The sequence below is a fragment of the Rhodosalinus sp. genome (assembly GCF_041685465.1).
GTDB lineage: Bacteria > Pseudomonadota > Alphaproteobacteria > Rhodobacterales > Rhodobacteraceae > Rhodosalinus.
Map to the genome: position 1 here is coordinate 1 of NZ_JAWLFS010000146.1, position 7,638 is coordinate 7,638.

A 7,638-nucleotide genomic window follows, 5' to 3' on the forward strand; every position below is an offset into this window, starting at 1 on the left:
GAGCACTACGGGCTCGAGCCCGACCTCATCACCATCGCCAAGGGGCTGACCTCGGCCTACGCGCCGCTGTCGGGCTCCATCGTCTCCGAGAAGATCTGGAAGGGGCTGGAGCAGGGCACCGACGCCATGGGGCCGATCGGGCATGGCTGGACCTACTCCGCCCATCCGATCGGCGCGGCGGCGGGTGTCGCCAACCTCGAGCTCATCGACAAGCTCGATCTCGTCACGGCCGCCGGCGAGACGGGCGCGTATTTCAACCGTGCGCTGCACGCGGCGCTGGCCGATCACCCGCATGTCGGCGAGGTGCGCGGCGAGGGCATGATCGCGGCCGTCGAGTTCGTCGAGGCCCGCGAGACGCGCGCCTTCTTCGATCCCGCGCGCAAGGTGGGCCCGCAGATCGCCGCGGCGCTTCTGGAGCGCGGCGTGATCGGCCGGGCCATGCCCCAGGGCGATATCCTGGGCTTCGCGCCCCCCTTCTGCCTGACGCGGGCGGAGGCGGACGAGGTCGCCGGAAAGACCGCCGAGGCCGTGCGCGCCGTCCTCGGCTGACCGGCGGCGGCGCCCCGGTCGAGGGGCGTCGCTTGCCTTCCAGGAAGGCGCCGCTAACCTTTTTGCCGCGCGTCATGTCGCGCGGGTGTTGCAAACAGTTCGAAAACCGTTCTAGCATTCAAGATTAAGCGACAACGCGGGCGAAGACCCGCGGCGACAGGACAGGGAGCCGGGTTTGGCCGAGACGGAAACGCAAGACGCGTTCGTCGCCTTCGAGCGCGTACAGAAGAGTTACGACGGCGAAACGCTGGTCGTCAAAGACCTGAACCTCGCCATGCCGAAGGGCGAGTTCCTGACGATGCTCGGGCCGTCCGGGTCGGGCAAGACCACCTGCCTGATGATGCTCGCCGGCTTCGAGACCGCGACGTACGGCGAAATCAAGCTTGCCGGCCAGCCCATCAACAACATCCCGCCGCACAAGCGCGGCATCGGCATGGTCTTCCAGAACTACGCGCTCTTCCCGCACATGACGGTGGCGGAGAACCTCGCCTTCCCGCTCGAGGTGCGCAGCCTGCCCAAGTCCGAGCGCGAGGAGAAGATCCGCCGCGCCCTCGACATGGTGCAGATGGGTGACTTCGGCGGTCGGCGGCCCACGCAGCTTTCGGGCGGGCAGCAGCAACGCATCGCGCTCGCCCGCGCGCTGGTGTTCGAGCCGGAGCTCGTGCTCATGGACGAACCGCTCGGCGCGCTCGACAAGCAGCTGCGCGAGCACATGCAGTTCGAGATCACGAACCTCGCGCATGATCTCGGGATCACGGTGGTCTACGTCACCCACGACCAGACCGAGGCGCTGACCATGTCGGATCGTGTCGCCGTCTTCGACGACGGCCGCATCCAGCAGCTGGCCGCGCCGGACGTCCTTTACGAGACGCCCGACAACAGTTTCGTCGCGCAGTTCATCGGGGAGAACAACACGCTGCTGGGCACCGTGAAGGAGATCCGCAACGAGTTCGCGGTGGTCGAGCTCGACGACGGCGAGCTCATCGACTGCAAGCCGGTCAACGTCAGCCAGCCGGGCGAGCGCACGCTGGTCTCGATCCGCCCCGAACGGGTCGAGATCAACAAGGAGCGCCTGCAGGAGGGTGTGCACACTCTCAAGGCCGAAGTGCTCGAGTTCATCTACATGGGCGACATCTTCCGCACGCGGCTCCGCGTGGCGGGCAGGGACGATTTCATCATCAAGACGCGCAACGCGCCCGATCAGCGCCGCCTGCGTCCGGGCGAAAAGATCGAGATCGGCTGGCTGCCGGACGACTGCCGCGCGCTCGACGCGTGACACCGTTGACCGGCCCGCGCCTCGCGCCCGGGCCGGCGCGCGCCGCAGGGCGTGCCAAGCAAGAGGGCCATCCGGTTCCGCCCGTGACCCCGGCCCCCTTTCAGCATCACGGGTACGACAAGGGAGCGATGAACATGAACATTGCCAAGACCTTCATGGCCACGACGGCGCTCACCGTCGCCGCGGGCAGCCTCGCGGCGCAGGACATGGAAAGCCCCGTGGCCGGCGAACCGATGATCGACAGCATGACCCTCGTCTCCTGGGGGGGCGCCTACCAGAACTCGCAGCAGAAGGCCTATGTCGAGCCCTATCTCGAAATGAACCCGGACGTCTCCGCGACCTGGGACGAGAGCTCGAACGAGGCGGTCGCGAAGCTGCGCGCCATGGCCGAGGCCGGCAACATCACCTGGGATCTGGTCGATGTGGTGGCCTCCGACGCCATCCGGCTCTGCGACGAGGGCCTCGCGATGGAGGTCGATCACGACGACATCCTGAAGCCGGCGCCCGACGGCACCGACGCGAGCGACGACTTCGGCGACCTGATCGTGAGCGACTGCTTCATCCCGCAGATCGTCTACTCCACCACCTTCGGCTACCGCACGGACATGGTGCCCGAGGGCGCGGATGCGCCGGACAGCGTCTGCGACGTCTGGGATACCGAGACCTACCCCGGCAAGCGCAGCCTCGAGCGTCGTCCGATCAACAACATGGAGTGGGCGCTCTACTGCGACGGCGTGGCCAAGGACGAGATCTACGACGTGCTCGCCACGCCCGCGGGCCAGGACCGCGCGCTCGCCAAGCTCGACGAGATCAAGGACGACGTGGTCTGGTGGTCGGCCGGCGCTGACACGCCGCAGCTTCTCGCCGACGGCGAAGTCTTCATGGGCTCGACCTACAACGGCCGCCTCTTCTCGGTCATCGAGGAGCAGGACCAGCCGGTCGGCATGCTCTGGGACATGCAGGTCTTCGACCTCGACGGCTGGATCATCCCCGAGGACATCGAGGACGAGGCGCTGAACCGCGTGCTCGACTTCCTGTGGTTCGCCACGGACACCCAGCGCCTCGCCGATCAGTCGGCCTACATCTCCTACGGTCCGGCGCGCGAAAGCTCGGCGCCGATGGTGTCGACGCACGCCGAGCTCGGCATCGAGATGGCGCCGCACATGCCGACCGATCCGGACAACGCCGAGAACACGCTGCTCTACAACTACGAGTTCTGGGCCGACTACCGCGACGACATCGACGCCAAGTTCCAGTCGTGGCTCGCGCAGTGAGCGGATCTGCGCGGCGGGCGCCTGCCCGCCGCGCGTGACGACGGGGCAGGGCGGCCCGCGGGCCGCCCTGCCACCCCACGGCTCGCCGCCACCTGACGGCGGAGGTCGAGCCGCCCCATGCGTGGAGATCGAGGCATGAGCAGGCTCAGCAGCTCCGGACCGCAGACCGCCGACGCGCCGACCCCCGAGGACGCGCTCCACGAGGCCGCGACGCTCGACGACCGGGAGCGCGGACCGCAACGCGGCGCGGAGGCCGACGGGCCGATGCTCGCCGCCGACGGCACGCCCCTGAAGAAGAGCCTCGCGCGCGCGCTCCGGGCGCAGAAGCTGCGCGCGCTGGCGCTGGTCGCGCCGCTCCTCGTCTTCGTGCTCGTGACCTTCATCGCGCCGATCGCGGACATGCTTTTCCGCTCGGTGGAGAACCAGATCGTGCGCGACACGCTGCCGCGCACCAGCGCGGCGCTCGCCACCTGGGATCCCGAGGCCAGCGACCTGCCGCCCGACGCCGCCTACGAGGCGCTCTACTCGGACCTTTTCCTCGCCGCCGAGGCCCGCCGCCACACCCGGCTCGGCCAGCGCCTGAACTACGAGAACACCGGCATGTCCTCGCTCTTCCGGGGCACGGGCCGGGACGTGGACGACTTCGGCGAAGCCAACGTCGAGACGCTGGAGGATCTGGACGACCGCTGGGAGGAGGCGGAGTTCTGGGTCTCCATGACGTCCGGCACCGGCGGCGCAATGGTGCTCGACGCCGCGCGCGAGCGCTTCATCCGTCTCGACAACCTGTCCACCCGCGGCCCGCTCGGCGACGCCTGGTGCGGGATCAAGGGCGTCTTCGGCGCGCCCTGCGATATCTCGGCCGAGGACGTGGACCTCGGCTTCAGGCTCTCCGGCGCCTTCGCCGAGACCTTCCCGCGCACCGCCGACGCCTACGCCGAGTTCGCCGTCTTCATGGCGATCGAGGAAGAGGAGACCGTCGCCGACGACGAGCCGTGGGAGGCCGTCTACGTCGCCCTCGACCGGGATCTGCGCGCCCTCCCGGCCGAGGAGCTCGCCGCCTACGACGGCCCCGAGGCCGAGGCACTGCGCGCCGCGCAGGCCGCGCTCTCGGACGTGCCGCCCGTCGATTTCCGCGCCGCCTTCGTCGACTCCGACGAGGACTGGGGCACCGCGGATCCCTGGCGCACGATCCGCACCTACGCGCCCCCCTATACCACGGGCTATTTCCTGACGGCCGTGGATCTGCAGAAGACGCCCGAGGGGCCGCAACTCCGCGACGAGGGCGAGCGGATCTACGCCCTCCTGTTCCAGCGCACGCTCTTCATGAGCCTGATGATCACCTTCTCCTGCATCCTGCTCGGCTACCCGGTGGCCTGGCTGCTCGCCAACCTGCCGATGCGGACGGCGAACCTGCTGATGATCCTCGTGCTCCTGCCCTTCTGGACCTCGCTCCTCGTGCGCACTTCCGCCTGGAAGGTGATGCTCCAGCAGCAGGGGGTGATCAACGACGTGCTCGTCTGGCTCGGCCTCGTGGCCGAGAACGGGCGGCTCATCATGATCAACAACCAGTTCGGCACCATCGTGGCGATGACGCACATCCTGCTGCCCTTCATGATCCTGCCCCTCTACTCGGTGATGCAGACGATCCCGCCCTCCTACATGCGCGCGGCGAAATCGCTCGGCGCGACGCCGCGCACGGCCTTCCGCAGGGTCTATTTCCCGCAGACCGTGCCGGGGATCGGGGCGGGCTCGATCCTCGTCTTCATCCTGTCCATCGGCTACTACATCACGCCCGAGATCGTGGGCGGCACGACAGGCACCTTCATCTCGAACCGGATCGCCTATCACATCTCCAGTTCGCTCAACTGGGGCCTCGCCGCGGCGCTCGGAACGATCCTGCTGGTGGTGGTGCTGGTGCTCTACTGGGCCTACGACAAGATCGTCGGCATCGACAACGTGAAATTGGGGGGCTGAGAGATGTCCGACGCGGTCGCCATCACCGGCACGAAGACGCCGCCCTTCTCTTTCTCGCTGCCCGTGATCGGCGCGGCCGGGGCGCTCTTCGGCCTTTTCGTGGGCACGGCGCAGGGCGCGACGCTCGTCGGCATGCTCGGCGGCGCCCTGATCTGCGCCGCGCTCGCATGGGCGGCGCTGACGCTCGCCGGCGCCGCTCGGGAACGCGCCGTCAAATGGGGCCTGATCGTCCTCTTCGCGCTGGCGGGGATCGCCCTCGGCGGGGTCGCCGGCGCGGTCGTCGGCGGCCTCTTCGGCTGGTTCCTCGGCTGGTTCATCCACTGGATCGGGCGCGGGCGCTACCGCGCCGCCCTGCCGCCCTATCTGGCCTCGGGCGAGGTGCTCTGGCACTACACCTTCCGCGTGATCTGCGGCGCGGTCTTCGTGTTCCTGATCACGCCGATCCTCGTCGTGATGCCGCTCAGCTTCAACGCGCAGAACTTCTTCACCTTCACGCCCGAGATGCTGTCCTTCGACCCGGCGGGCTACAGCCTGAAGCACTACCGGGACTTCTTCAGCTCCGACGACTGGCAGCAGGCGCTCCGCAACTCGCTGCTGATCGCGCCGGTGGCCACGCTGCTGGCGGTGAGCTTCGGCACCCTCGCCGCCATCGGGCTCAGCTCCGAGCACGTGCCGTTCCGGCAGGCGATCATGGCGGTGCTGATCTCTCCGATGATCGTGCCGCTCATCATCTCGGCGGCGGGGATGTATTTCTTCTACTCGCGCATCGGGCTGCAGGGCACCTACCTCGGCGTGGTGCTCGCCCATGCCGCGCTCGGCATCCCCTTCGTCATCATCACCGTGACCGCGACGCTCGTGGGCTTCGACCGCTCGCTCACCCGCGCGGCGGCAAACCTCGGCGCGAACCCGGTGACGACCTTCCGGCGCGTGCAGATGCCGCTCATCCTGCCCGGCGTGATCTCCGGCGGGCTCTTCGCCTTCATCACCAGCTTCGACGAGGTGGTGGTGGTGATCTTCGTCGGCTCGGCCAACCAGCAGACGCTGCCGTGGCAGATGTTCACGGGGCTGCGCGAACAGATCTCGCCGACGATCCTCGCCGTGGCGACGATCCTCGTCGGCATCTCCATCGCGCTCCTGACGACGGTCGAGATCCTGCGCCGCCGCTCCGAGCGCCTGCGCGGCATGTCGCCTGGCTGAGGCGCTGCGCGGGGCTCCGCGCGCCGCCCCGCGACCCCCCCCATCATCTTGGGTCAAATACTCCGGGGGGTGAGGCGGCGCAGCCGCCGAGGGGGGGCCGCGCCCCCCGCCGCCCCCGGCGCCGCGGCGCCCCCGCGTCTCGTAGGCCTCCGCGATCTCCCGCGTGAGCGCGCCGACCTCGAAGGTGTAGTCGCCGATCCGGCCCACCGGCGTGACCTCCGCCGCCGTCCCGGTCAGCCAGCACTGCTGGAACCCTTCGAGTTCCCCGGGGCCGATGTGGCGCTCGTGCACGGGGATCCGGCGCTCGCGCAGGAGGCCGATCACCGCCTGCCGCGTGATGCCGTTCAGGAAGCAGTCGGGCAGCGGCGTGTGCACCTCGCCGTCCTTGACGAAGAAGATGTTGGCCCCCGTCGCCTCGGCCACGTAGCCGCGGTAGTCGAACATCATCGCGTCGGCGAAGCCCTTCGCCTCGGCGGCGTGCTTGGACATGGTGCAGATCATGTAGAGCCCGGCGGCCTTCGCGTGGCTCGGGATCGTCTCGGGCGAGGGGCGTTTCCACTGCGAGATGTCGAGCGCGGCGCCCGTCGTCTTCGAGTCGCCGTAGTAGGCGCCCCATTCCCAGGCCGCCACGGCGAGGCGCACGGGGTTGCGGGCCGAGCTCACGCCCATGTCCTCGCCCGCGCCGCGCCAGGCGAAGGCCCGCACATAGGCGTCCGAGAGGCCGTTCGCGGCCATGACCTCGGCCTTCGCGGCCTCGATCTGCTCCACGCTCCAGGGGATCGGCATGTCGATCGCCGCGCCGCTGGCGATCAGGCGCTCGGAATGCGCGCGGCTCGCGAAGATGCGTCCGCCATAGGCCCGCTCGCCCTCGAAGACGGAACTCGCGTAATGGAGGGCATGGCTCAGAACATGCACCTGTGCCGCACGCCAGTCCACGAGCGCCCCGTCCAGCCAGATTGTCCCGTCGCGATCGTCGTAGCCTGTCATATGCGGTGCCTTTCTCTCGCCATCTCTTGCGGATTGTTGCGCTCTCTACGTCCGGAGCGGACATAAAATTGCGCAAAATGCGCGACTCGCTACCAACGGGGGCTTGGAGTGTCAATAACGCTGACTTAAAATGGACCTGCATCGCAGGGGAGGGGCCGGCATGAGCGACGGACGCAGCGGGACGGCGCAGGGAGGCGAGACGCTGCTCTTTCTCACCGACGAGCAGTTGCGGCAGGGGATCGAGGCGATGTTCTTCGCCTATCGCGGGTTCACGGCCGACCCGGACCGCATCCTTGCCGAGTACGCCTACGGGCGCGCGCATCATCGCGCGCTTCACTTCATCAACGGCGCCCCGGGCACCACGGTCAGCAACCTGCTGTC

General features: G+C 68.7%; 5 protein-coding genes and 2 pseudogenes. 6 read left to right on the forward strand and 1 reads right to left on the reverse strand.

Translation table 11 applies throughout. The features are described from left to right. From ACESL7_RS10440 to ACESL7_RS10460, 5 genes are all read left to right on the forward strand, one after another. Window positions 1-549 (forward strand): aminotransferase class III-fold pyridoxal phosphate-dependent enzyme (locus ACESL7_RS10440; RefSeq protein WP_372893265.1); only part of this gene is annotated, 549 nt, incomplete at its 5' end. Between the two features lie 175 nt (window positions 550-724). Next, window positions 725-1,825, forward strand: a complete 1,101-nt coding sequence (locus ACESL7_RS10445; protein WP_372893266.1) for an ABC transporter ATP-binding protein — start codon at window positions 725-727, stop codon at window positions 1,823-1,825. A gap of 134 nt (window positions 1,826-1,959) precedes the next feature. After that, on the forward strand, window positions 1,960-3,099 hold the full coding sequence (locus ACESL7_RS10450; protein WP_372893267.1) for an extracellular solute-binding protein: 1,140 nt from the start codon (window positions 1,960-1,962) through the stop codon (window positions 3,097-3,099). A 135-nt stretch (window positions 3,100-3,234) separates the two neighbouring features. After that, on the forward strand, window positions 3,235-5,073 hold the full coding sequence (locus tag ACESL7_RS10455) for an ABC transporter permease (protein WP_372893268.1): 1,839 nt from the start codon (window positions 3,235-3,237) through the stop codon (window positions 5,071-5,073). A gap of 3 nt (window positions 5,074-5,076) precedes the next feature. Next, window positions 5,077-6,270, forward strand: coding sequence for an ABC transporter permease (locus tag ACESL7_RS10460; RefSeq protein ID WP_372893269.1), 1,194 nt, complete (start codon window positions 5,077-5,079; stop codon window positions 6,268-6,270). 138 nt (window positions 6,271-6,408) lie between these two features. Here the strand turns inward: ACESL7_RS10460 and ACESL7_RS10465 are convergent. Continuing rightward, window positions 6,409-7,257: pseudogene (locus tag ACESL7_RS10465) on the reverse strand (branched-chain amino acid aminotransferase); the annotation flags it as partial. A gap of 160 nt (window positions 7,258-7,417) precedes the next feature. Here ACESL7_RS10465 and ACESL7_RS10470 point away from each other — a divergent pair. Beyond that, window positions 7,418-7,638 (forward strand): annotated as a pseudogene (locus ACESL7_RS10470) (MarR family transcriptional regulator); the annotation flags it as partial.